Here is a 21697-nt window from a genome sequence, read left to right on the forward strand (position 1 = left end):
TGCGCCTGGGAGCCCCTGGAGCCCCTGGAGCCCCTGGAGCCCCTGGAGCCAGGAAACCCCGGACGCCGGAAAGCCCGGAAGCCGGGTAGCCGACCCATCGCGCTCGGCGCGACGGGTGACCACGCGCGTCGCGCGTTCAGCGGCCGGGCACCAGCCACGGCTCCTGCGGCAGCGGGCTGCCGGTCTCGATGAAGGACTTCAGGTTGGAGAGCACCGCCGCCCAGCCACCGGACACCTCGTTCAGCATGCCCTCGTCGACCAGGTCCTCATGGGTCACCGTGAGCCGCACGATGTCGGCGTGCGGCCGGATGTCGAAGGTGACCCGGGAGTACCTGTCCTCCCGCCCCTCGTCCTCGGGCGCGGCCCAGGTGGCGACGAGGCGGGTCGGACGCTCGCTCTCCACGACGGTGCCGATCACATCGGCGATGCCGGAGCCGTCCGTACGCCGGTGTTCCCAGCGGGAGCCCGGCTGCCAGTCCGAGACATTGCTGTGGCCCCAGTAGGCGGCGGTGAGATCGGCGTCGGTGAGCGCGTCCCAGACCTTCTCGGGCGTGCTCCGGATGTAGATGACGTACACGAAGCTCGGTTTGTCGGTCATGGCTTCCTCGGCTCGTCGTTTGAGTGCGCCGAGCGCGCGCAGCCGCGGGCGCTCGAACTTGTCGATCCATCGCTCCTGGATCTCGTGGAGCGGCACCGGATTGAGGTAGTGCAGCTTCTCCCGTCCCCGGCGCACGGTGCTGACCAGGTTGGCGGCCTCCAGGACGGCCAGATGCTGGGTCACCGACTGACGCGTCATGGCGATGTGCTCGCACAGTTCGCCCAGCGTCTGACCGCTGTGCTCGTGCAGCCGGTCCAGCAGCCGTCTGCGTGTCTGGTCGGCCAGGGCCTTGAAGACCTGGTCCATTCCGGGGTCGTCGCTGTCCAATCGCACACTCAACGTTATGCAGGCAATTACCTGCACGTCAAGCCGAACCGAAGAGCCGCAGGTCCGGGAGGACCTGCGGCTCGAAGGGCGGTGACGAAGATGTCCGAAAAGCTACGACTCAGATAGCCGCGCCGAGCGACCAGCTCGGGGTACTCCCGGCGAGACGGCAGGTGATGAAGTACAGCGGAATCGGCGGCGTGTAGGGCGAGTCGCCCTCGGGGCTGTGGATCAGCCGCGGGCGATCGGTTCGCGACCGCCGAAAGGCTCGTGTCCAGGACGGTTCGGCCAGCCGGGCACCGACCGCGTAGCTGGTGGTGTGCGGCCAGGTGACGCCTATGTGGGACCCGGAGGGAACGATCCACCACCATCGGTCGGCATCGGCGAAGACACAGCCGACGCGGGGCAGACAGTCCATGATCCGCTCCCCGTGCTCCCGGGAGGTGCCCACGGCGTCGTATCCGAGGCCGGCGGACAACTCGGCGGGTATCACCAGTCGTGCCGGATGCTCGTACGGCGGCGCGGCGGGGATGTACGCGCGCGGGCCGGAGCCGGAGGGGGACGCGTGCGGGCCCACGGCGGCTCCGCGGCCGGCGTGGTCAACGGGGCCACGGCTGTCGACGGTGGCGAGGCGGTCGCTCGGATCACCCGCGGACAGGTGCTCGCAGAGGTCAGGAATGTGCTGTCGTTCCATCATGTAAGGGTCCTTCGGCCGAGTGGGGGATGGGCCGGGCGCTGTTCGCAGTCGGCGCCGGGACGGTCGAGGCGGGTTCTCCTCCCTCCAGTGGCAGTACGGCCCACACGACGCGTCCGGAGCCGTCGGTGGTGTCTCTGACGCCCCAGTCGCTGCTCAGCACGTCGACCAGCAGGAGCCCGCGACCGCCTTGCTCGTCGGGCTCCGCCCGGCGCTGCGTCGGCAGGGTCCAGCCGCGGTGCTGGTCCTCGACCTCGATGTGGAGCCGCGCTTCGGCGATGTGGAGTCTGCACACGATCCACTCGCTCGCGGTGTGCGTCAGGGCGTTGGTGACGAGTTCGGAGGTCACCAGGAGCGCGTTGTCCAGCGTCTCCTCGTCCGTGCGCCAGTCGGTCAGCAGTTCACGAACGTTTCTGCGGGCCACTCCCACCGAGGCGGGCGCCGCGGGCAGCGCGAACACCCCTGGTCGGCGGGGATGTTCGTCCCCTGGTAGTCGGCCCAAAGGCTGGGGGAGGGAGGGCGGGGTCATCGCCGTTCGCCTTTCGTCTGCCTTCGCACCACGTGCGGTGCCAGTGCTGTCCCACGTGGCCCCGTACTGCCGCGAGATGCGCACAACTCACCGCACAAGGCATCACGTTGCAGCCCCGTCTCCCCCAACTGGGCTGCACGACCTCTCCATTCACCGGGCCAGGGACGATAGGTCCACTCTGGCATCTGCGAACAACACCTCGCAACCGACAAGTTGAAAATTGCAATGTGCCAGGTGCATGCTTCCCCCGTCGACGGATGATCGTGACAGACTGCGACTACGAAGCCCGGTGCGAGGGGGTAAGCCGTGTCCGCGGAGACCGACTGGGGCGGCGCGCCTTCCGTCCTGCGCATGATCCTCGGCAGACAGCTTGAGGAGCTGCGTGTCCAGGCGGGACTGACGTACGAGCAGGCGGGGCAGGCGATCGGGGTCAGCCACTCCACCATCCGCCGGATGGAGGCCGCCAAGGTGGCCCGGCTCCGGCTCACGGATGCCGAGAAGCTCCTGCAGACCTACGGCGTGACGGACCAGCAGGAGATCGACACCTTCCTGAAGTCGGTCCGCGAGGCCAACAAGCGCGGCTGGTGGCACACGTACCGCGATGTTCTGCCGGACTGGTTCGCCGCCTATCTGAGCCTGGAGCAGGCCGCCCTGCAGATCCGTGCGTACGAGGCGGAGTTCGTGCACGGACTGCTGCAGACGGAGGCGTACGCGCACGCCCTGCTCGGCGCCGGCAATCCGCACGCCTCGCCGGAGGCCACCGAGCGCCGGGTCGCACTGCGCATGCGCCGCCAGGAGCTGCTGACACGGCCGGAACCACCGCGCGTCTGGGTGGTGATGGACGAGACCGTGCTCAGATGGCCGGTCGGCGGGCCCGAGGTGATGCGGGCGCAGATCGACCATCTGATCGAGGTCAACGCGCTCCCCCATGTGACGCTGCAGATCATGCCGTTCGAGAACGGCCCGCATCCGGCCATGCGGGCGGGCGCGTTCCATCTCTTCCGGTTCAGGGCACCCGAGCTGCCGGACATCGTCTACCTCAACGGTCTGGTGGGCGCCGTGTATCTCGACAAGGACGACGACGTCGTCGTCTATCGCGAGGCTCTGGACCGGCTGGGCGCGCAGTCGGCGCCCGCCCGGAAGACCGAGGACCTCCTCGGTGCGATTCGCAAGGAGCTCTGACGTGCACCACCACATACGCAACGGCATGCCCGCCCGGGAACTCGGCTCGTGGGGCTGGCACAAGCCGTGGAGCGACGACGCGGGCGGCGCCTGCGTCGAGGCGAAGAAGCTCGGCGACGGGCGGGTCGCCCTGCGCCAGTCCACCGATCCCGACGGCCCCGCGCTGGTTTTCACTCCTCGTGAGATGACGAGCTTCCTGACGGGCGTGAAGGCGGGGGACGCCGACTTCCTGCTCTGAAACTCCTGGTTCTGCTTGAGCGTTGACCTTGAGACGACACCTGTGAATCAACGACCTTGAGGGAGAGCGGCGTTGCCCGACAACGGATGGCCTGCCGACCGTATCGACACCGAGAGCGCACACTCCGCGCGTATCTACGACTACATCCTTGGCGGTAAGGACTACTACCCCGCCGACAAGGAGGCGGGCGACGCGATGGCGCGGGAATGGCCCGCGCTGCCGATCCACATGAAGGCCAACCGCGACTGGATGAACCGTGCGGTGGCCTATCTCGCCAAGGAAGTAGGGATACGCCAGTTCCTGGACATCGGCACCGGCATCCCCACCTCGCCCAACCTCCATGAGATCGCCCAGTCGGTGGCCCCCGACTCCCGGGTCGTCTACGTGGACAACGACCCCATCGTCCTGACCCTCTCCCAGGGCCTGCTGGCCAGCACCCCCGAGGGCAAGACGGCGTACGTCGAGGCGGACATGCTCGACCCGGCGACGATCCTGGGCGCGTCGGAGCTGCGCGACACCCTCGATCTCACCCAGCCGGTCGCCCTCACGGTGATCGCGATCGTCCACTTCGTCCTGGACGAGGACGACGCGGTCGGCATCGTCCGCCGTCTGTTGGAACCCCTTCCCTCGGGCAGCTATCTGGCGATGTCCATCGGCACCGCCGAGTTCGCCCCGGAGGAGGTGGGCCGCGTCGCCCGTGAGTACGCGGCGCGCAACATGCCGATGCGCCTGCGCACCCACACGGAGGCCGAGGAGTTCTTCGAGGGCCTCGAACTCGTCGAGCCCGGCATCGTCCAGGTCCACAAGTGGCACCCGGACGGCACGGAGACGGAGACGATCCGCGACGAGGACATCGCCATGTACGGGGCAGTGGCCCGCAAGCCGTAGCCGGCCGCCCCGTACCACCCGCCCGCCGGGCCCGCCCGCTCACGGGCCCGGCGGGCGAACATCTCGATCCGGGGTCCTCGGGCGTCCGCCAGGGAGTCGAACCCCTCAGGCGTCCGCCGTCGAGTCGAGCAGGGCCCCGCACTCCGCCGCGAGGCCCGCCATGCCGTAGGACTGGGCCACGCGCAGCGCCTCCCTCAGGAGCCGGGAGGCATGCGCGGCGGCTCCTGGGCGCCCGGACCTGCGCAGAGCGCGGGCGCGGGCCAGTCGCAACCGCGCCAACTGGGGCTGGGAGGAGCGAACCGGCTCGGTCGCGGTGCGGAAGTGCGCGAGGGCGACGTCCGGTTCCCCGGCGGCCAGGGCGAGCAGGCCACGGGCCCGGGCGGTCGGGCCGATCAGTACGGTGGGCCAGCCCGCGAGGGCGATCTGCTCCCCGTCGTGGGCGGCGAGCCGTGCGCGCAGTGCCGGCAGGACCTCGCGCAGCTCGGCCTCGTAGCCGCCGCGGGCGTCGAGCGCGGCGCTCACCTCGGCGAGCAGGACGAGTGTGGGCACCGCCCATCCTGACGGCGGGAACCGGGTGAAGTCGGCGGTGTCGTGCGCGAAGCCCACGAGTCGGTCGGCGCCTTCGGCGTACTGGCCCGTCTCGCAGAGCGCGAGGGCCAGGCCGGCCCGCCAAACCGGGAAGTAGCCGTGCCGTTCGACGGTGTCGGCGAGGCCCGAGGCGAACAGATCGGCCATCCGGCCCTGTTCGCGCAGCAGCCAGTAGGCCTGGCCGAGGCGGGTCTGCTGCAGATTGTCGGCGGGGACGGCGAGATCTGCGGGTAATCGCTCGACGAACGTGAGCGCCTCACCGAAGATCCAGCCCGCCGCCCGGTCGAACCGGCCGTGCCACAGGTCGAGCAGGGCGTCCAGGGTGTGCTGCTGCCAGACGGTCAGCACACCGCGGGTGTCCGCGGCGTGCTTGCGGTACTGGTTCGCCGTGGCCAGCGCGCTGTACACCTTGCCGGCCCGCAGCTGGTCGATGGCGAGGGCCATGAGTGCCTCGCCGCGGAAGTAGGCCGAGCCGTGCCGGGCCGCCGCGTCGCGCAGTCGTTCGGAGAGCGTCAGGGATTCGGCGGCGGGCACGAAATCGTACAGGCCCCACCGGCATTCGGTGAGGACCTCGCAGCGCGTCTCGTCGTCCTTGCTGTCCACGGGAAGGCGTCGCAGGGTGCTGCGTGCGAGTCGCGCGCCCTGTTCGGGGCCGACCTGGCCGGCCGCGGTGTCCTGGCTGACGGCCATGGCCAGCTTCTTCGCCAGATGCGCGTTGAGCCTGAGGCGCAGTGCGGCCGCTTCCACGCTCCCGTCGTCGCCCAGTGCGGCCAGGCTCTCCCGGATCCGTTGCAGGAGTTCGTGGTCGACCTGCCCGGGGTCCGACCAGCGGCGGGCCATCCTGATCACGGCCTCCGCCCGGGCCGACGGGTCCCCCTGGGCAGTCGCGTGCGCCGCCCGGTAGAGACGGTCCGCCTCGCGCATGTCCCCGGTGGCATGGCTGATGTCGCCGCGCCGGAGCAGCCGGTCGAACTCGTCCCGCTGCCGGGCGGCGGCCGAACCCCCCGCGCCGGTACCGGACTTCAGCAGTTTGCCGGTCCGCTCCCCCGGGCCCGTCCCGATCGTCTTCGAGATCCGCTCGGCGGACGGATCGGGAACCAGGGCGATCAGCGCGCCCTTCGCCTCCAGCCGCTCGTCGCACAACTGGGCGAGCTCGTGCGTGACGCGCCGCTGACCCGTCTCGATCCGGCTCAGATAGCTGCGGCTGCAGTGCACCTCTTCGGCCAGGTCGCTGAGCGACTTTCCGGCCTCGGTCCGACGTCGGCGCAGCTCCGCGCCGAACGCGTTGTCTTCGATCGCCATCCCCCCAACGGCCCGCTTTCTGGACCTTGTTGCCAGAAAGCGTTGGCAACAGCCGACCGCTCCGCTTCGCCGCGGAAACCCACCAATCTGTCTGTGAGCGAGCTTACAGCGAGCAAGGGCTCGGGCACCGGCAGAAAGGAGCACTGGTCATGGGTTCGGCGGATCCGAAGGTGGTGGCCGCGGTCGACTTCGGCACGCACGGCACCGGCTTCGCCTGGGCGGTGAAGTCGCCGCTCAACGACGATCCGCGGACCAGGCGGGTGCAGTTCTTCACCCGGTTCCCCGGTCGGCAGCTGGACTGCCCCAAGAACCTCACCGCGATCCTGGTGGCGGACCAGGGGGACACCGTCGCCTGGGGCCACCGGGCCCGGGCCCTGTGGGCCGATGCCCTGGCGAAGGGGCAGTCCGACGGGCTCCGCTACGCCTACGGCTTCAAGATGGCGCTCAAGAGCGGTGGCTCGGTGGTGGACATGCCGGCCACGGGCGGCTTCGTCGACCTCGGCGACCGTGGCCGGGTGCGGGAACTGATCACCGCCTACCTCAGGGAGATCCGCGAGCTGGCCGTGGCGGAGATCAAGGGGATGAAGTACACCGAACGAGAGGTCCGCTGGTGCATCACCGTCCCCGCGCTCTGGGACGACGCGGACAGGGCGTTGATGCGGCAGGCTGCGGTCGACGCGGGGTTCCCCGGCGATCCGGAGCGATTGCTGCTGGCCATCGAGCCGGAGGCCGCGGCGCTCTACTGCCATCTGCGGATGACCGGTGCGGCCGCGGACCGGGACGAGCGGGCCCGGCTGCCCCTGCACCTCGACGGATTCCGGTTCGTGGTGGTCGACTGCGGCGGCGGTACGGCCGACATCACGGCGTACGAGTCGGACAGCGACGCCGGTCGCCCGATCGCGCTGCGCGAGATCGGTCTCGCCACCGGGGGCCGGCTGGGGTCGGAGTACGTCGACCAGGCCTTCCGTGACCGGACGCTCGGCGGGCGCTTCGGTCCGGCGGTGCTGAAGCGGATCGCGCGGGACCACCCCGGTGAGCTGCTGAAGCTGTCGCGGCAGTGGGAGCGGGCCAGGACGACGGTGGAACTGGAGCGGGGCGCGGACTCGGTCGCCCGTGTGATGGATCCGGTGCGGATCGAGGTTCCGGTCACCGTGTGGAACCTCCTGGACGAGCCGGTGCGGGCCCGGCTGACGCGGGACGCCGGCGGGGTGCCGCGCCAGCTCGTCCTGCCTCCCGCCGAGGTGGAGGGGCTGCTCGACGAGATGGTGGACGGCATCCTGGAGAAGGTCGCGGAACAGCTGGCCAACATCGGGCGGACCAGCGGCCCGGGACCCGAGGCCGAGACCCTGGTCCTGGTCGGCGGTTTCGCCCGGTGCGAGTGGCTGCGCGAGCGGATGCGCACCCGCTTCGGCGATCGGCACCGCATTCTCGTCCCGCCGGACCCGGCCCTCGCGGTCCTGGAGGGCGCGGTCCACTTCGCGTACCACCCGGGCGTGTTCGTCTCCCGGCAGGCGAAGTACACGTACGGGTTCGAGACGGCCAAGCCCTTCGAGGAGGGCATCGACCCCACGATGCTCATGTACCGCGACGACGAGGACGACCTCCTGTGCGTCGGCCGGTTCGGGATCGCGGTCCGGCGCATGGACAGCGTGGGGGTGAACGACGCGTACCCCTTCCGGATCGTGCCGGTCCGCGAGGTACAGGAGCAGCTCGACGTGCTCCTGTACCGGTCCACCGCCGCCGATCCGCGGTATGTCGACGAGGACGGATGCGAGGAGATAGGCCGGATGACCGTCGATCTGAGCGGCACCGTCGGCAAACCGCTGCGGGAGCGTCCCGTCATGCTGCTGTTCTACTTCGGGGCCTGTGAACTCCGGGTCGAGGTCTTCGACCCCGCTTCCGGGGAGACCAGCCGTGTCTCCGTCGACTTCGACCGCATGTAGCCATGGACGGCCGCCCCGAAGGAGGAGACATGTTTTTCAACCGCGACAAGGGTCAACGGCCGCACGGTCGCGGCGAGTCCGCCGACCGGCCCGGGGGCCACGAGCGGCGGCCGCCGGAGCGGGAACAGGAAACGGCGTTCCTGATCCCGCAGACCGAATGGAAGCAACTGCTCATCCGGCTGGATGACTTGGAGGCCCTGGAGGGGCGGATACGGAAGCTGGAGTCGGACGCGGCCGCCCACCGGGCCGAGGTGCGTTCGGAGATGCGGTCCGAACTGATGGGGTGGGCCGACCGGGTGGACCGCCAGACGCAGGGCTTCGACACACGGCTGCGGGTGGCGCTGGACGCGCTCGACCCGCTCAGGGATCGGCTGGTTGACATGACGTTGCGTCACGACCGTACGGACGAACGGATGGAGGCGGCCGAAGCGGCCGTCGCGGACTCCCGCCGGTTGCTCGACGAGCAGGGCGAGGTGCTGGACCTGGTGCGCGGGGCCAGGGTGGAGGAGCGGGCCGATCTGACCCGGGAGGACTTCCTCGTCCACTACGAACTCGCCGAGCGGCTCAAGGCGTTGTACACCCAGCGGATGCCCGACCTGGTCCAGCCGCGGCTCGCGACGGAGCGGCCCCGTGACGTCGTACGGCGACAGGCGGAGTTGATCAGCCGGTTGTGCCTGGTGCTCTTCGGCCCCGACGAACACGGCGAGGTCGGGGAACCGGATCTCGACGAGCTGACCCGTATCACCACCGACTCGGGGCTGGTGGGGCTCGACCCGCATCACCAGAGGCTGCTGGAGCGGGTCGGCTCCGAGGCGGCCAACCTGTTCCGGGCCATGACGGAGAGCGACTACGTCAGCCGCTTCGACTTCACGGCGGAGCCCGGCACCCCGGCGGACCCCCAGCAGTACGCCCTCTGGCTCTCGTGCGAGGCCGGTCGGCCCATCGCCTTCGTGGTGTGTCCGGGATACCGGGCGGCGGACCGCCGGCTCCTGGAACCCATCGTCTTCACCGAGTCCGGCGCGGCGGGCTGAGCGCGCCGCCGGACGTCGCCGCACGAGTTCGTCACCGGCGGGCGCTCCCGACGGGGGAGGTTCGCCGCTGACGTCCTGTCCGACCCGAGGTGCGAGTCGGCACAGGAGGTTTTCGGTCCGGGGCGCGCGGGGGGCGCTCCGGCCCGGAACGCCGTACGAACGTCGGTGGGTCGCACGGGCCACTTGGTCCACTGATCCACTGGTCCGCTTGGTCCACTGGTCCGCTTGGTCCACTGGTCCGCTTGGTCCACTGGTCCATTTGGTCCACCGAGCCCGGGGGGGGCGGGGAAAGAGGGGGGAAGGAGGGGAGCAGAGTCCGATGACGGTCCGAGGGGGGAACTTTTCGGACCTGCGGCGCCAAGCCGCCATCGGCTCCGCTCCCCTTCTGTTGCCCTGGCGATAATCGCTCGCCGGGGACGGGGCAGGTCGCTCACACTCTCTCGGTGACGAGAACTGTGAGCGCGTGGGTGACCTCGGGGGACGACGTCCTGGGGGTCAGTGGTCCGTTCCCCGTGGACGTCCCCTGGTGGTCCGAGGTGGAACCGGTCGTGGAGCGGCTGGAGGAGGTGCTCGGCGTACCCGTCCTCGTACTGCGGCTCCTGAGTGTCGACGGAGGCGAGGGCGGCCGGGACGGTCATGTGACGTATCACGTCGAGGCCTTGGAGCGTCCGGCGCCGGGTCTCCTGGAGCAACGGCCCCTCGATCAAGGGCTGTTGGCCGGAGACGAGGTGTTCAGGTCGCCCTGGGCGCGGGCGGAAGGGCTGCGTGAGCTGCTCGACTGGGCCGCCGGGACGCTGGCCGCGGCGGGACGGCCGGTGACCGGGCCGGTGCGGCAGCGGCGTACGTGGAATCTGGCCGGGCTCTTCCGTCTGCCCACCGCGCGCGGGCCGGTCTGGCTCAAGGCGACACCCCATTTCGCCACGGACGAAGCCACCGTCATCTCCGCCCTCGCGCGGGTCGACCCGGGACTGGTCCCGACGCTGCTCGGCTCCGGCGAGCGGCGCATCCTGATGGAGCACATCCCCGGTGAGGACTGTTGGGGGGCTTCGCCGGAGATGGTCGACTCCGTGATGGACCGCTTCGTGGCGGCGCAGGCGGCTCTCGCGGGCGTGGGTCCTTCGGGGGTACAGGGCGCGGGTTCGTCCGAGGTACGGGACGCGGGTTCGTCCGAGGTACGGGACGCGGGTTCGTCCGAGGTACGGGACGCGGGTTCGTCCGAGGTACGGGACGCGGGTTCGTCCGAGGTACGGGACGCGGGTTCGTTCGGGGTCGGGGTACGGGACTGGAGCGCGCCGGTTCTCGCGGCGCGGGTGCGTGAGCTGCTCGGCGGGCCCGTCGCGCGCGAGCTGACCGGACAAGAGGTGCTCGCGGCGGAGGAGTTGGTGGACCGCTGGGATCTGTTGTCCGCGTGCGGTCTGCCCGACACCCTCGTGCACGGTGACTTCCACCCCGGCAACTGGCGCAGTGACGGCGGGCCGCCCGTCGTCGTGGACTTCGCCGACGCCTACTGGGGCCATCCCGTCCTGGACGGTCTGCGCGTCCAGGACTTCCTCCCGGAGTCGGGCCGTGCGGCGGCCGCCCGTGCCTGGGCCGACGCGTGGCGGATCCGGGTGCCCGGCAGTGATCCGGCGCGCGCCCTCGCCCTCGCCGAGCCGCTGGCCCATCTGACGTACGCCGTCCGTTACCAGGAGTTCCTGGACGGCATCGAGCCGTCGGAGCGCCCGTACCACGAGGGGGATCCGACGGCCGCGATCCGCGCGGCCCTGCGGTGCGCGCGGGAGCCGAGCCCGTACTTGGCGTCCGCGGGGTTCCGGTCGGGGGTTGCCCTCCCGGTCCCGGCGCGGCTGGAGGGGGCGGGGATCCGGCTGCGTGAGTGGACCGACGAGGACGTGCCGGACCTGGTCGCGCTGTACGACGATCCCGAGATCGACCGGTGGACTCCGGTGGTGTCGCCGTTCGACGTCGAGGCCGCGCGGGCGTATCTCGCGGCGGCGCGGGCGAAGCGCGCGGAGGGGCACGCGGTGCAGCTCGCCATCACCTCGGACGGTGGTCCGGCGCTGGGCGAGGTCCTGCTGTTCCGCAGTGCCGCCGATGAACGGGACCTCGAACTCGCGTACGGGGTGGGGGCCGCCCACCGGGGGCGGGGGCTGGCTGCCGGGGCGGTGCGGCTCGTTGTGGAGCACGCCATGCGGCGCATCGGGGCGCGGCGGGTGCTGTTGCGCATCGAGGACGGCAACACGGCGAGCGAGGCGGTGGCCAAGGCCACGGGGTTCGTGCTCACCGACGACGAGCCGGTGGTCCGTACGGCGAAGGGCCGCGCGGTCGTGCTGCGGACGTGGTGCCTCGGCGAGGACGGGGGTGGACGGGTGGGTGGCTCGTAGGGGTGCGGTGTCGCCCTGTGCCGGGGGTGGTGGTGGGGTCGGGGCCGTGCCGGTACGTCGAGCCCGTCGCCGGTGGATCAGACGTTGCCCTATAAGGAGCCGCTGCCAGATCCGAACGTACGCGACGGGCTTGCGACGTACCGGCACGGCCCCTCCCGCCGGTGGGCGACTGCGGGCCGTAGGAGGAGCCTCCCTCACGCCGGTGGGCGAGGCGACTGCGGGTCGTGCGAAGAACCTCCCTCACGTCGGTGGGCGGGCTTGCGGCGTATCGGGGCGGGTCGGGGGAAGTTACGTTCCGGCGGGTTCGGGTTCCGGGGGCGTCGGGGTCAGGTACTCCTCTGTGATCTCCCTCGGGCCGAACGGCCATACCCTCTCCAGGCGGGCCCAGACGACGTAGGCGACGCAGCCGAGAGCCACCCAGGCCAGGGACCATTCGATGGGGTGGCGGCCCGGGGAGTTCTTGTCGGCGTAGCCGTAGATGGTGAGCCAGCCGATGAGGGCGAGGAGGCTGGGGACGGGGTAGAGCCACATCTTGTACGGGCGGGTCAGGGTCGGTTGGCGCTTGCGGAGGACCGAGAGGGCGACGATCTGGGCCAGCGCCTGGACGATCACCATGACCGTGGTGAGGAGTTGGATGAGCGTGGCGAGGTCGGTGTGGCGGCCGATGAGGAAGCCGATCCCCGTGATGACGCCCATGGTCGCCAGGCCCAGCATCGGAAAGCGGTGCTTGGGGTGCAGTCTGGCGTACGGGCGGAAGAAGACGCGGTCGCGGGCGGCGTCGTAGGGGACGCGTGAGCCGCCCAGCAGGCCGGTGAAGACCGAGGCGAAGGCCGTGATGAGGATCAGGACCGTGACCGTGTCGGCGGCGCCCTTGCCCCAGGTCTTCTCCAGGACCGCGGAGGCCACGGAGGTGGAGGCGATGTCTCCGGGATCGGTCATGCGGTGCCAGTCGATGACGCCGAGGGTGCCGATCTGGAGGAGGAGGTAGATCGCCATGATGCCGAGGATGGAGAAGACGATGGAGCGGGGCAGGGTGCGGCCCGGGTCCTTGATCTCGGCACCCATGTACGCCGTGGTGTTGTAGCCCAGGTAGTCGTAGATGCCGATGGTCAGGCCGGCGGCGAAGCCGACCCAGAAGTGACCGTTGGTCAGCTCGAAGGCGTGCGCCGGGTAGGTGAAGGCCAGATGGGCGCTGAAGTCGGTGGCGGCGGCGACGATCACCAGGAGCACCGAGGTGATCATGACCGCCCACATGACGGCCGTGATGCGGGCGATGTGTTCGATGCCTCGCCAGAGGAGAACGATCACCAGTGCGATCATGCCCAGGCCGATGAGGTCACCCGTCGTCCTGCCCATGTCGGGGGCCAGGTAGCCGAGGTACTGGACGAAACCGACCACGCCGGTGGACATGATCAGCGGGATGAAGAGCATGGCCGTCCAGACGAACAGGAACGGCATGAGGCGTCCGGTGCGGTACTGGAAGGCCTGGCGGAGGTAGACGTAACTGCCGCCGGAGCCGGGCATCGAAGCGCCCAGCTCCGCCCAGATCAGGCCGTCCGCGAGGGCCAGAAGCGCGCCCGCGACAAAGCCGATGATCGCCTGCGGGCCGCCGAACGCGGCGACCATCAGCGGGATCGTCACGAACGGGCCGATGCCGCACATCTGGCTCATGTTGATGGCGGTGGCCTGGAACAGGCCGACGCGGCGGACGAAACCGCCGGTGGGTGGCGGACTACCGGACATGGGGCCTCCTGAGATCGGGACGCGGGGAGGTGTACGACGTGCCGGCCGAGTCACTGGGCGGCCGACGGTTCAAGGGCGGCGGGTGTCCGGCCGGCACCGGGCTCGCCCGGCGAGGCTGACTGGGCGATAAAGTTAAGGAGCCTTACTAGATGCGTCAAGAGGGTGTTCCGCATGCGTGAGAATGGTGCGATGCCCGCCAGCGACGCCGTAGCGCAGCCTGAACAGCCCTGGAACCGGCAGCGGCTGCGCAGCACCAATGAGCGGCTGCTGCTGGATCGGCTGCGCACGGGTGGGGCCGCCTCGCGGGCTCAGCTCGCGCGGGAGACGGGGCTGTCGAAACCGACCGTCTCCAGCGCGCTCGCGGCGCTGGAGGAGGCGGGGCTGGTGCACGAGGTGGGCACTCATGCGCCGGAGCGCGGCCGGGTGGCCGTGCTGTACGCCCCCGATCCCGCGGCCGGGTACGCGCTCGGCATAGACATAGGCCGTGGTTGGCTGCGCGTGGCGGTCGCCGATCTGGACGGTACCGTGGTCGCGCGGGCCGATGTGCGCAATCGGGCGCGCAGTTCGGGCGCCATGGCCGACCTGGTCGTTTCCACGGCGCACCAGGTGGTCGCCGACTCCGGCGTGAGCGCGCACGAGGTGGCGCATGCCGTGGTGGGCACGCCGGGCGTGTACGACGAGGAGCGGCGTCGGGTGCGGTATGCGATGCATCTGCCCGGGTGGGGTCGCGCGGGGCTGTTCGACCGGATGCGCGAGGAGCTGGGCATCCCGCTGGAGGTGCACAACGACGCCAACCTCGCGGCGCTCGGCGAGTACACCTTCGGCGTCGGCGCGGGCAGCCGGCTCTTCACGTACATCATGATCGGCACCGGTCTGGGCATGGGCGTGGTCAGCGAGGGGCGGCTGTTCACAGGGGCGCGCGGCGGGGCCGGGGAGATCGGGTTCCTGCCGTGGCCGGGGCAGCGGGAGCCGGAGACGCTGGAGGACGCGGTGTCGGGGGTGGCCGTCGTCGAGGCCGCGCGGCAGTTCGGGATGACCGGGCAGCTCACGGCCAAGGCCGTGTTCGACGCGGCGCGCGAGGGGAGTCCCGCCGCTGTGCGGGCGGTGCGGCTGGAGGGTGAGCGGATCGCCTACACGGTGGCCGCGGCCGCCGCGGTCCTCGACCCCGATCTGGTGGTGCTGGGGGGCGGCGTGGGGCACAGCATCGACCTGCTGCTGCGGCCCGTGCGCGAGACCCTGCGCACGCTCACACCGCTGCGGCCCAAGATCGTGCCCGGCCGGCTGGGTGAGGACGCCGTGCTCCTCGGCGCGGTGGCGACGGCGCTGGGGACCGCGAGGGACGTGGTGTTCGAGCGGCGCTCGGCCTCCTGAGGGGGACGCGCGCGCCCCGACGGTGGCCGACGACGCGCTCACCACCGGTGATTGACACGGCTTTCCCGGCCCCCTAGCTTGTGGGCCCAGTTAGTAAAGTTTACTAACTTGAAGTGCCAGCTCGCAGTGTCGTAGCGCGGATGCTCCCCACCCCCCAAGGAGACCACCGTGTTCCACCGTCCTGCCGCAAGACGGCGCCCCGCCACGACCGCCGTCGCCCTGGGCCTCCTGTGCACCCTCTCGACGGGGGCGTGGGCCGGGTCCCGCGGCGGCCCCGGACCGGCCACCCGGGCCCACGTCACCCCAGTGGCCTCCGCCCCGGGCAGCGCCACCGCGCTCTCCGGGTACGCGATCCAGTCGACGGCCAAGGTCACGGACGCGGCGGCCGACATCTCACGCCCGGGCTATCCGGCGAGCGGGTGGTACCCGGCGGGCTCCCGGTCCACGGTCCTCGCGGCGCTGCTCGCGGACGGGAAGTACGCCGACCCGTTCTACTCGACCAACCAACAGCGGATCCCGAAGGCCGACTTCACCGTCCCCTGGTGGTACCGCTCGGACTTCGCGGTCACCGACACCACCGAGCGCAGCTACCTGGACTTCAGCGGAGTGATCTCGGCGGCCGACGTCTACGTCAACGGCAAGCAGGTCGCCACGGCCGCCGACGTCACGGGCACCTACACCCACCACGAACTCGACATCACCTCGCTGGTGCGGGCGGGCACGAACACGGTCGCCTTCCGGATCCGGCCCAACCAGCCCAACCAGAACCTCACCATGGGCTGGTTGGACTGGCTCCAGCCGCCGCCCGACCAGAACATGGGCATCGTCCGTGACGTCCTCGTCCGCCGCGGCGGCCCGGTCGCGCTGCGCGACGCGCATGTCGTCACCGAACTGGCCGTCCCCTCGCTCGCCTCCGCGGACCTGACGGTCAAGGCGCAGGCCCGCAACGACTCGGCCGCCGCCGTCACCGCCACGGTCTCCGGCAGCATCGGCTCGGGCGTCTCCTTCGCCAGGACCGTCTCGCTCGCCGCGCACGAGACCAGGACCGTGACCTTCACCCCCGCCGACTCCCCCGGGCTCCATCTGACCGCGCCCGAGGTGTGGTGGCCGGCGGGCATGGGCGCACAGCCGCTCTACGGGCTCGACCTGACCGCCTCCGTCGCCGGCACCGCCTCGGACACCGCGCACAAGGACTTCGGCATCCGTGAGGTGCGGGCCCCGCTCAACTCCGACGGCGCCCGGCAGTACAGCATCAACGGCCGCAAACTCCTCATCAAGGGCGGCGGCTGGTCACCGGACGAGTTCCTGCGCTGGGACCGGACGTATGTCGAGGACCGGCTGAAGTACGCGCTCGACCTCGGCCTCAACACCATCCGTCTCGAAGGGCACATCGAGCCCGACGAGTTCTTCGACCTCGCCGACCGGTACGGCGTCCTCACCCTGCCGGGCTGGGAGTGCTGCGACAAGTGGGAGGGGAACGTCAACGGCAGCGAGGCCGGCGACAAGTGGACCGCCGCCGACCATCCGATCGCCAAGGCGTCGATGGCCGCCGAGGCCGCCCGTCTGCGCGACCACCCGAGCGTCATCTCCTTCCTCATCGGCAGTGACTTCGCGCCGGACGCGACGATCGAGAAGAACTACCTCGACGCGTTGAAGGCCGCCGACTGGCCGAACCCCGTGGTCGCCGCCGCCTCCGACAAGGCCTCACCGATCAGCGGCAGTTCGGGCATGAAGATGACCGGGCCCTACGACTGGGTGCCGCCGAACTACTGGTACGCCAAGCGCGAGGGCGGCGCGACCGGCTTCAATTCCGAGACCAGCGCGGGCCCCGACATCCCCACCCTCGACACCCTGCGCCGCATGATGTCCCCCACCGAGCTGGACACCCTCTGGAAGAACCCGGACGCCAAGCAGTACCACCGCTCGCCGTCGTCGACCTTCGGCACGCTCAAGCTCTACGACGCCGCGCTCGCCGGCCGGTACGGCGCACCGAGCGGCCTCACCGACTACGTACGCAAGGCGCAGCTCGCCCAGTACGAGAACGTACGCGCGCAGTTCGAGGCGTACGGGCGCAACGCCACCGACTCCTCGAAGCCCTCGACCGGTGTCGTCTACTGGATGTTCAACAGCGGATGGACTTCGCTGCACTGGCAGTTGATGGACCGTTACCTCGACCAGGGCGGTGCCTACTTCGGCGCCCGGAAGGCGAACGAGCCGCTGCACATCCAGTACTCCTACGACGACCGCTCGGTCGTGGTCGTGAACAACCGGCACGCCCCGGCGTCCGGACTCACGGCCCGGGTCACGCTCTTCAACACCGACGGTACGCAGAAGTACGACAGGACGGCGGCCGGGGTGAGTGCGGGCGGGGACGGCGCCCACAGCGCTCCGCTCACCGTGCCGTCCTCGGTGAGCGGCCTGTCGACGACCTACCTGGCACGCCTGCTCCTGACCGACGCCACCGGCAGGGAGGTCAGCCGCAACGTCTACTGGCTCTCCTCCAGGGCCGACACCCTCGACTGGGCCAACACCGACTGGTACTACACGCCGACGACGAGCTACGCGGATCTGAAGGGGCTCGGCTCCATGGCGCAGGTGCCGGTCTCGGCGACGGCTTCGACGAAGCCCGGGCCGGACGGCACGTCCACGACGACGGTCACGCTACGGAACACCGGGACCGGGAAGACGCCGTCGCTGCTGACCGATGCGCACGTCGTGGACTCCGCGGGCAGGCCCGTACTGCCGGTTCAGTGGTCCGACAACCAGATCAGTCTGTGGCCGGGCGAGGCGACGACGCTCACCGCCACCTACCGGACGGCCGATCTGCACGGCTCCGCTCCCCGGGTACGGGTCTCGGGCTGGAACACGCCGGAGACGACCTCCCCGGCAGCCGACACCGAGTCCATCAGTCACGGAAAGTAATAGTAGTACATGCTTTTCATGGCTTATGACCAAAATAATCATATATCAACAGCATGTCGCCACCATTTCCGCTACGGAGAGTCGAATACCGTGGCGGGCGTCGCGCCGGCCGAACACCGGCGCACGTCCGGCCCTTCGACTACCTGCAAGGAGTGAGTGTGAACGCTCGTTTTGGCCTGAGCCGAGGAAAGGCGCTTGCGGTCACCGCACTGGCCGCGATCTTCGCCTCGACCGTCCCGGGAACGGTTCCTGCTCTCGCTGAGGGAAACCAGTCACGCTCAGAACACTGGGGCGTGATCACCCGCAACACGATCGGCTCTCCCGTCGCCGCACTCAGGTACGGCCCGTACGGCTCGTTCGGCGTACCGGCCCCCTACAACCGGCCGCCCTACGGACAAGGCAGTCTGGGAATCGAAGTGGCGGACCAGTCCACCTCGCTCAATCCGCGCAGCGAGAAGGTGGACTTCGGCAACGAGATCGACTTCTACGGTGACCGGGTGCTGAGCCTGAACAAGGTCGGGTTCCACGTCTTCCAGACCGGCGAGAACGTCGGCTACGGGGGCCCGCGGAACCTGCCGAACATCAAGTTCGAGATCAATCCGAACGTGGCCGCGCATCCGGGCGACACATACTCCACGCTGGTCTGGGTGCCCGACGCGGCCCCGGTGACGAACCGTTGGAGCCCCTACCTCGACGCCACCACGACCGGCTACTGGTACCTCACGGGCAACGAGACATTCTGCACCCAGGCCGCCCAGTGCACCTTCACACAGCTCAAGGCCTCACTCAACGACGGTGGCGCGGTGCCGACCATCTACTCCGCCGCGGTGGGCAAGGGCCCCGACTTCCTGTGGACCGGCGCTGTCGACGGTCTCCGGATCAATCAGAACATCTACGACTTCGAGGCCAACGGCGTCAGGACTCTTCGCGCCCACTGACCCGGTCGGCCGCATCTGAATCCACCGGCCCACAGTCGCCGCCCGAGGCGGCCCCACACCGCCGGCGCACCACGGGCGGGCCCGATCCTGGGCCCGCCCGCCCGTTCGCCCGGCTCGTACTCAGCTCATCTCCCGTACTCAGCTCACGTTGAGTGCCGTGTCGTCGACGACGAACGACGTCTGCAGGGTGGAGCCCTCGGTGCCGGTGAACTTGATCGTGACCGTCTGCCCGGCGTAGCCGGAGAGGTCGAAGCTGCGCAGGGTGTACCCGGACGCGGCGTTCAGGTTCGAGTAGGTGGCGAGTGTCGACAGGACCGTGCCACTGCTGTTGAGGACCTGGGCCTTCAGGGTGTCGTACGCCGTGCTGGTGGTCGTCTCGGCCGTGTCCACATGGAGATAGAAGTTCAGGGTGGCCGCGCAGCCGGACGCGATCGTGACCGACTGGGAGAGCGTGTCGGTGTTGGCCGAACCGTAGCCGTTCAGCCATGCCTTGTACGAGCCGGTGCGCGCGGCCTCGCTGGAGCTGTTGGTGATGACGCCGCTGGTCGCGGTCCACGAGGTGCTGCCGGACTCGAAGCCGGGGTTGGCGAGCAGTTGGGCGGCCGTGCAGGTGCCGTCGCCCCCTCCGCCACCGCCACCGCTGCCGCTGCCGCCCGCGAGCCATTCGGTGGCGTTGAGGGCGAGGGCCGCGTTGGTGGCGCCGGTGTCGTTCCAGCCGTCGTACAGCGTGTTGCCGGACTGGCCGGTGCCGTCGTCGATCGGCGAGCTGTCGCCCCAGAACGCCACACGGCCACTGCCGAAGGTGCTGGTGGCGAAGAAGGCGCCGGTGTTGCCGGAGTAACCGGTGCGGTAGAGCAGGCCCTTGACGGCGGAGTTGTCGGCGGGCTTGAGCGTGGCCGTCGTACCGCTGGCGATGAGGCTCTTGGTGACCGTGCCGAACGAGCCGTGCAGGACCGCGTTGCTGCTGTCGCTGATGGCGCTCGGGTAGTCGGAGGTGATGCTCAGCGAGTCGATGGAGAAGCCGAACGGATCGGTGGAGTCGACGCTGTTGTTGGTCATCAGATCGTTGAAGATCTCGACCGCGTCCTCACCGTCGTTGTTGCGGTCGGCGCCGGTGTGGTCGGAGACCATGAACAGACCGCCGCCGTTGTTCACGAACGTCATGATCGCGGTCTTCTCCGCGGTCGTGAAGAGCGTGTTGGGCTCGGGCAGGACCAGCGTGTCGAAGTTCGACAGGTCGGTGGCCGCCGAGCCGCCGTAGGCCAGGCTGGAGCCCGAAGGCAGCGTCTTCAGGCTGTAGTCGCCGGTCTCCTGCAGGGCCACACCCCAGGAGGAGAGGGCACCGGTCCAGTCGGTCTCGGAGGACGGCGAGGAGTCCTGGCTCAGCGGGTCGGGCTGACTGGTGGAGATGATCCAGTCGGCGTTGCCCGCCGTCTCGGCGTGGGCGTTGTCGAACAGGATGCGGTGCGGGGTCGCCGCGGCGGCCGGAGCGGCGGCGGACGCCTGGACGGCCGCACCCGCGACGAGCAGTCCGAACACGGCCGTGGCCGTGGTGAGTCGGTGGCGGGATCTTCTGAATCCGAGCATCCTGCAAACCTCCATGAGGGGTGGGGAGAGGCGGTGCGGGCGCCAAGTCTGCGCGCGTAGAACGGTAGTTGGCCGTCTACCGCACGGCAGATTCTTGAACGGTACATGGCAGGAACGCGACTGAACAGGAGGCCGCGGGACCGGCCGGGGGACGACCGAAAAATGGAACGGACTGTCTCCGCCCGCAGGGGGAACACACCTAAGTGCGGGGGTCAAGACGAAAAGGGGCGGACATGGAGATTTCTGGCGTCATCAGTGCCATTGTCATCGGCATCATCATCGGTGTACTGGCCCGGCTCGTCGTGCCCGGACGCCAGCGCATCGGCATTCTGTGGACGATCGCCGTCGGCATCGTGGCGGCGTTCATCGGCTCGGGGATCGCCGCCGCGTTCGGCGTGGCCGACACCAAGGGCGTCGACTGGATCGAGTGGCTCATCCAGATCGGTCTCGCGGCGGTGGGCGTCGCGGCGCTGGACCGGACGAAGGTGCGCCGCTGAACCCGCGCCCCCCGCAACTCCCTTGCGGGGCGGCGCAGGCGGTGACCCGGTTCTGCGCCTCAGCGGGCCGGCTCCGGAGCGGTGAGACCGTCGTGAGGTGTCATCCGTACACGTACGGCGTCGTCGTGGTCAGGGGTGCGAAGCCCAGGCGGGCGAGGACCGGGCGGCTCTGGCTGGAGGCGTCGACCTGGACGTAGCGGTAACCGCGTTCCGCGGCGACGCGGGCGCGGTGGGCGACGAGAGCGCGGTAGATGCCGCGGCCGCGCCAGGACTCGACGGTGCCGCCGCCCCACAGTCCGGCGAACCGGGTGCCGGGCACCATCTCCATGCGGGCGGCGCTGACCGGTACCTCACCGGCGAGGGCCACCACCGCGACGACGTTGTCCCCGTCGCCGGTGAGCTGGGCGAGGAGCTGGTGGCGCATCCGGGTGCTGTCCGTGCCGAAGGCCTGTTCGTGGACGTCCGCGACCAGGTCGACGCCCGCGCGGTCGGTGACGGGCAACAGCCGTACACCCTCGGGCGGCTGGGCGTCGAGTGCGAGATCGCCCAGTTCGGCGATCATCAGGGTCTCCTCGGGCTGCGCGACGAACCCCGCCTCCCGCAGCCGCTTCCCGAGGTCCTCCGGCTTGTCGTGCCCGTACAGCTTCCACTCGAACTCGCGGCCGAGCTCGCCGAAGTAGCGCATCTGTTCGGCGATGGCGGCATCGGCGGTCGACTCGTCCAGGTCCGACCAGATCACCCCGTTCCAGCCCTGCTCGGTGCCGACCTGGCGCACCACCTTGTCGACGCGCTCGACCCGGGCTCCCGGGCCGTCGGGCCGCGCGTCCTCCCGCATGTCCCGGTCGAACAGGGCCAGTACCGCAACGTGATCCATGAGGTCACTCCAGCACCCCGACGCCCATAGGGCAACGCCTTTGCCCGGGGCGGAGTCGGTCGGGCGC

The 21697-nt window shown here is 70.1% G+C and carries 17 protein-coding genes; 10 read left to right on the forward strand and 7 right to left on the reverse strand.

The genetic code is table 11. The features are described from left to right. Positions 1–136: 136 nt before the first annotated feature. The 3 genes from RV986_RS04420 to RV986_RS04430 all read right to left on the reverse strand — a co-directional run bounded on the left by RV986_RS04420 (position 137) and on the right by RV986_RS04430 (position 2145). The gene (locus RV986_RS04420) at positions 137–904 is read right to left on the reverse strand and encodes an ArsR/SmtB family transcription factor (RefSeq protein ID WP_475924177.1); all 768 of its coding nucleotides are present in this window, start codon (positions 902–904) and stop codon (positions 137–139) included. Between the two features lie 139 nt (positions 905–1043). Further along, the gene (locus RV986_RS04425; RefSeq protein ID WP_475916121.1) at positions 1044–1619 is read right to left on the reverse strand and encodes a hypothetical protein; all 576 of its coding nucleotides are present in this window, start codon (positions 1617–1619) and stop codon (positions 1044–1046) included. After that, positions 1594–2145: an ATP-binding protein gene (locus tag RV986_RS04430; RefSeq protein ID WP_475916122.1), complete on the reverse strand. Its 552-nt coding sequence runs from the start codon at positions 2143–2145 to the stop codon at positions 1594–1596. Before RV986_RS04430 ends, RV986_RS04425 begins: the two co-directional genes overlap by 26 nt. A gap of 306 nt (positions 2146–2451) precedes the next feature. Here RV986_RS04430 and RV986_RS04435 point away from each other — a divergent pair, with 306 nt between their 5' ends. The 3 genes from RV986_RS04435 (at position 2452) to RV986_RS04445 (ending at position 4453) form a co-directional block, all read left to right on the forward strand. Then, positions 2452–3327, forward strand: coding sequence for a helix-turn-helix domain-containing protein (locus RV986_RS04435; protein WP_475916123.1), 876 nt, complete (start codon positions 2452–2454; stop codon positions 3325–3327). A gap of 25 nt (positions 3328–3352) precedes the next feature. Then, positions 3353–3565 carry a DUF397 domain-containing protein gene (locus RV986_RS04440; protein ID WP_475924178.1) on the forward strand — a complete coding sequence of 71 codons (213 nt, stop codon included), beginning with the start codon at positions 3353–3355 and terminating at the stop codon, positions 3563–3565. 72 nt (positions 3566–3637) lie between these two features. Beyond that, positions 3638–4453 carry an SAM-dependent methyltransferase gene (locus RV986_RS04445; RefSeq protein ID WP_475916124.1) on the forward strand — a complete coding sequence of 272 codons (816 nt, stop codon included), beginning with the start codon at positions 3638–3640 and terminating at the stop codon, positions 4451–4453. 105 nt (positions 4454–4558) lie between these two features. On the opposite strand, the gene RV986_RS04450 is transcribed toward RV986_RS04445, so the two are convergent. Next, complete coding sequence (locus tag RV986_RS04450; RefSeq protein ID WP_475916125.1) at positions 4559–6343, reverse strand: helix-turn-helix domain-containing protein; 1785 nt, start codon at positions 6341–6343, stop codon at positions 4559–4561. A gap of 149 nt (positions 6344–6492) precedes the next feature. On the opposite strand from RV986_RS04450, the gene RV986_RS04455 reads away from it, so the two are divergent. From RV986_RS04455 to RV986_RS04465, 3 genes are all read left to right on the forward strand, one after another. Then, the gene (locus tag RV986_RS04455; protein ID WP_475916126.1) at positions 6493–8286 is read left to right on the forward strand and encodes an Hsp70 family protein; all 1794 of its coding nucleotides are present in this window, start codon (positions 6493–6495) and stop codon (positions 8284–8286) included. Between the two features lie 29 nt (positions 8287–8315). After that, positions 8316–9317 carry a hypothetical protein gene (locus RV986_RS04460; protein ID WP_475916127.1) on the forward strand — a complete coding sequence of 334 codons (1002 nt, stop codon included), beginning with the start codon at positions 8316–8318 and terminating at the stop codon, positions 9315–9317. Positions 9318–9760: 443 nt separating this feature from the next. After that, positions 9761–11698, forward strand: coding sequence for a GNAT family N-acetyltransferase (locus RV986_RS04465; RefSeq protein WP_475916128.1), 1938 nt, complete (start codon positions 9761–9763; stop codon positions 11696–11698). Between the two features lie 288 nt (positions 11699–11986). On the opposite strand, the gene RV986_RS04470 is transcribed toward RV986_RS04465, so the two are convergent. Then, complete coding sequence (locus tag RV986_RS04470) at positions 11987–13441, reverse strand: APC family permease (protein WP_475916129.1); 1455 nt, start codon at positions 13439–13441, stop codon at positions 11987–11989. Between the two features lie 189 nt (positions 13442–13630). Between RV986_RS04470 and RV986_RS04475 the strand changes: the two genes are divergently transcribed. From RV986_RS04475 to RV986_RS04485, 3 genes are all read left to right on the forward strand, one after another. After that, positions 13631–14812: an ROK family transcriptional regulator gene (locus RV986_RS04475; protein ID WP_475924179.1), complete on the forward strand. Its 1182-nt coding sequence runs from the start codon at positions 13631–13633 to the stop codon at positions 14810–14812. A 168-nt stretch (positions 14813–14980) separates the two neighbouring features. Then, the gene (locus RV986_RS04480; RefSeq protein WP_475916130.1) at positions 14981–17734 is read left to right on the forward strand and encodes a glycoside hydrolase family 2 protein; all 2754 of its coding nucleotides are present in this window, start codon (positions 14981–14983) and stop codon (positions 17732–17734) included. Between the two features lie 158 nt (positions 17735–17892). Next, positions 17893–18672, forward strand: a complete 780-nt coding sequence (locus RV986_RS04485; RefSeq protein WP_475916131.1) for a hypothetical protein — start codon at positions 17893–17895, stop codon at positions 18670–18672. Between the two features lie 138 nt (positions 18673–18810). Here RV986_RS04485 and RV986_RS04490 read toward each other — a convergent pair whose 3' ends face one another. Continuing rightward, positions 18811–20259, reverse strand: a complete 1449-nt coding sequence (locus tag RV986_RS04490; protein ID WP_475916132.1) for a hydrolase — start codon at positions 20257–20259, stop codon at positions 18811–18813. A gap of 233 nt (positions 20260–20492) precedes the next feature. Between RV986_RS04490 and RV986_RS04495 the strand changes: the two genes are divergently transcribed. Beyond that, on the forward strand, positions 20493–20756 hold the full coding sequence (locus tag RV986_RS04495; protein ID WP_475916133.1) for a GlsB/YeaQ/YmgE family stress response membrane protein: 264 nt from the start codon (positions 20493–20495) through the stop codon (positions 20754–20756). A gap of 100 nt (positions 20757–20856) precedes the next feature. Here RV986_RS04495 and RV986_RS04500 read toward each other — a convergent pair whose 3' ends face one another. Further along, the gene (locus tag RV986_RS04500; RefSeq protein ID WP_475916134.1) at positions 20857–21630 is read right to left on the reverse strand and encodes a GNAT family N-acetyltransferase; all 774 of its coding nucleotides are present in this window, start codon (positions 21628–21630) and stop codon (positions 20857–20859) included. Positions 21631–21697 lie beyond the last annotated feature (67 nt).

It is taken from the genome of Streptomyces sp. RLA012 (assembly GCF_056270325.1).

Excerpts from the sequence above, each read along its gene's own strand:
- RV986_RS04450 (WP_475916125.1), bottom strand. The coding sequence starts at position 6,343 with ATGGCGATCGAAGACAACGCGTTCGGCGCGGAGCTGCGCCGACGTCGG.
- RV986_RS04430 (WP_475916122.1), bottom strand. The coding sequence starts at position 2,145 with ATGACCCCGCCCTCCCTCCCCCAGCCTTTGGGCCGACTACCAGGGGAC.
- RV986_RS04440 (WP_475924178.1), top strand. The coding sequence starts at position 3,353 with ATGCCCGCCCGGGAACTCGGCTCGTGGGGCTGGCACAAGCCGTGGAGC.
- RV986_RS04500 (WP_475916134.1), bottom strand. The coding sequence starts at position 21,630 with ATGGATCACGTTGCGGTACTGGCCCTGTTCGACCGGGACATGCGGGAG.
- RV986_RS04475 (WP_475924179.1), top strand. The coding sequence starts at position 13,631 with ATGCCCGCCAGCGACGCCGTAGCGCAGCCTGAACAGCCCTGGAACCGG.
- RV986_RS04455 (WP_475916126.1), top strand. The coding sequence starts at position 6,493 with ATGGGTTCGGCGGATCCGAAGGTGGTGGCCGCGGTCGACTTCGGCACG.
- RV986_RS04420 (WP_475924177.1), bottom strand. The coding sequence starts at position 904 with ATGGACCAGGTCTTCAAGGCCCTGGCCGACCAGACACGCAGACGGCTG.
- RV986_RS04470 (WP_475916129.1), bottom strand. The coding sequence starts at position 13,441 with ATGTCCGGTAGTCCGCCACCCACCGGCGGTTTCGTCCGCCGCGTCGGC.
- RV986_RS04490 (WP_475916132.1), bottom strand. The coding sequence starts at position 20,259 with ATGCTCGGATTCAGAAGATCCCGCCACCGACTCACCACGGCCACGGCC.
- RV986_RS04460 (WP_475916127.1), top strand. The coding sequence starts at position 8,316 with ATGTTTTTCAACCGCGACAAGGGTCAACGGCCGCACGGTCGCGGCGAG.
- RV986_RS04495 (WP_475916133.1), top strand. The coding sequence starts at position 20,493 with ATGGAGATTTCTGGCGTCATCAGTGCCATTGTCATCGGCATCATCATC.
- RV986_RS04425 (WP_475916121.1), bottom strand. The coding sequence starts at position 1,619 with ATGATGGAACGACAGCACATTCCTGACCTCTGCGAGCACCTGTCCGCG.